This window comes from Oerskovia douganii (assembly GCF_015142735.1).
GTDB classification, from domain to species: domain Bacteria; phylum Actinomycetota; class Actinomycetes; order Actinomycetales; family Cellulomonadaceae; genus Oerskovia; species Oerskovia douganii.
The window spans coordinates 67,285-69,251 of the sequence record NZ_JACSPN010000011.1; the positions used below are offsets into that span (position 1 = coordinate 67,285).

At 66.6% G+C, this 1,967-nt stretch carries 4 protein-coding genes; 3 read left to right on the forward strand and 1 reads right to left on the reverse strand.

The window, feature by feature from the left end:
• Positions 1–110: 110 nt before the first annotated feature.
• A complete protein-coding gene (locus H9623_RS10030; protein ID WP_193719908.1) occupies positions 111–557 on the reverse strand; it encodes a DUF1801 domain-containing protein in 447 nt (148 codons plus the stop codon).
• A gap of 184 nt (positions 558–741) precedes the next feature.
• On the opposite strand from H9623_RS10030, the gene H9623_RS10035 reads away from it, so the two are divergent.
• The 3 genes from H9623_RS10035 to H9623_RS19475 all read left to right on the forward strand — a co-directional run.
• Positions 742–1,125, forward strand: a complete 384-nt coding sequence (locus H9623_RS10035) for a hypothetical protein (protein ID WP_191805002.1) — start codon at positions 742–744, stop codon at positions 1,123–1,125.
• Between the two features lie 80 nt (positions 1,126–1,205).
• Entirely contained in the window at positions 1,206–1,583 is a 378-nt protein-coding gene (locus H9623_RS10040; RefSeq protein ID WP_193719909.1) for a hypothetical protein, read from the forward strand.
• 29 nt (positions 1,584–1,612) lie between these two features.
• Positions 1,613–1,967 (forward strand): ATP-binding cassette domain-containing protein (locus H9623_RS19475; RefSeq protein ID WP_321575379.1); only part of this gene is annotated, 355 nt, incomplete at its 3' end.

The following is a 1,967-nucleotide window of genomic DNA, read 5'->3' on the forward strand; positions in this document are numbered from 1 at the left end:
TCGTCGGGCCCTGGTCCTCCAGGTGCCCGACGACGCCGCCCGCCCCGAGCGGACCACGTCACGACGGGGCGTCCCACCTTCGGGTGGGGCGCCCCGTCGTCGTTCTCCGGTCAGGTCGAGGACTCGCGCGCCCGCTGGGTGAACGTGCCCGCGGTCACGGCCGCGTAGGAGCGGCGCACGATCTCCTCCAGGACGTCGAGGTCGTTCTTCGACAGGTCCTTGAGGTACACGCACACGAGGCTCGTCGTGTGCGGGCCGAGGCGGTCCAGCAGCTCCTGGTGTGCGGCCGTGCCGTCGGGCAGGTACACCGTGGACGCGGCCTTGCGCGGCGAGAACCCGGCCGCCCCCGCGTCGCCCTGGCGCCCGCTCGCGTATTCGTAGTGGTACTGGCCGAACCCGATGATCGACGGCCCCCACATCACGGGCGGTTCGCCCGTGACGCGCTGCATGAGGGCCAGGAGCGTGTCCGCGTCGCGGCGCCGGACCTTGTGGGTGACGGTCGCGAGGAAGGCGTCCACGTCGCCGTCGTGCGGGCGGGTCTTGGTGGTCGAGGTCATACACCATGATGGCTGACGCCTGGGTTTCGTGAGCAGGGGCGCCCGGCGCCGATCTCTCAGACGCGAGAACCGACCAACAAGTCCGTTTGGGCCGGTTTGCCTAGTATTAGTCTAAATGCTAGTTTCGCACGGCGGAGCAGAGTTGCTCGGCCAACGGTGAGACTGACCGACAGGGAGACGAGAGATGCGGCACGCGAAGAAGCTGGCCTCAGTGGCAATTGGTGCGTTCCTGGTGATCTCCATGGGAGTGAGCGCTGCGAGCGCTGCCTCGGTGACCACAGCAGGAGCGAAGGTGGAGGATCGTCGGCAGTACTGGAGCGGGCCGAAGGAGTGGCGCCATGAGCTCAAGGTCACCGACACCGCCGGCGATGGCCATTTCGTGAGTGGTCCCTGGGAGAGCAACCTGGGATCGAGCGGTTCAGTGACGAACAAGGGCGGTGACTTCACGGCGACCACCTGGGTGTCGGTGACCCGCCATGCCGAGAAGGTCTCCCGGATCAAGGCGTGCCGTTCGAACACAGGACTCAAGCCGATGACCTGCTCGTCCTGGAAAGACACCGGGTACTGATCGTTGTTTCCCGTCGGGGCGAAGGCGCCCCCGACGGGTCGAGCCGGATGAGCCTCTTGAATCACGAAAGAAGGAATCGCGTGCCGAGCAGGAAGAATCTTGTCGCAGTCGCAGTCGCCGTTGGCGTCGTCCTCGTCGTAGGGATGGGTGTGAGTTCAGCGCACGCCGTCTCGATCTCGACCGCTGGCGCCAGGGCGGAACATGTCGGGTCGTCCCTTGGAGCCCAGTGGCACAGCGTCTACGCGCACGACACCGTCAAGGACGGGAAGTTCGTCAGTGCCCCGTGGCGGAGCAGCTACGGATCGAAGGGTTCGGTCGTCAACAAGTCCGGAGACATGACGAGCATGGTACAGAGCGTGACGAACGGTGGAGAGAAGGTGACTCACATCAGCGCCTGTCGGTCCAACGGCGGTGTCAAGCCGATGACCTGCTCGGCCGAGAAGAAGACCGGATGGTAGGGAGTGAGGACGGAGGGTAGGGAATCGTGGTGATCGCGCTCGACGTCCAAGGGCTCTCGGTGGCCCTGGGGGGGCGCCTCGTCCTCGACGCGTTCGACGTACGGGTCGAGCGCGGTGAGTCGGTGGCGATCGTCGGCCCCTCGGGTACGGGAAAGACGACCCTGCTGAACTGCGTCCTCGGCACGGTCCGGCCGCTGTCCGGCCGCGCTCTCGTCGCGGGCCACGACGTCACCAGGCTCAGCCGGTCGAGGTTGGCACGGCTACGTGCGGAGCATCTGGGAGTGGTCTTTCAGCACGGCGAGCTGCTGGGAGAGCTGACCCCGGTCGAGAACGTCGCACTCCCTGCCCTCATCGTCGGTCGCCCGCGCGAACATGCTGTCGCGC

Bases quoted from the DNA above. Each gene is read 5' to 3' on its own strand.
- H9623_RS10035 (WP_191805002.1), top strand. From the start codon at position 742: ATGCGGCACGCGAAGAAGCTGGCCTCAGTGGCAATTGGTGCGTTCCTG.
- H9623_RS10030 (WP_193719908.1), bottom strand. From the start codon at position 557: ATGACCTCGACCACCAAGACCCGCCCGCACGACGGCGACGTGGACGCC.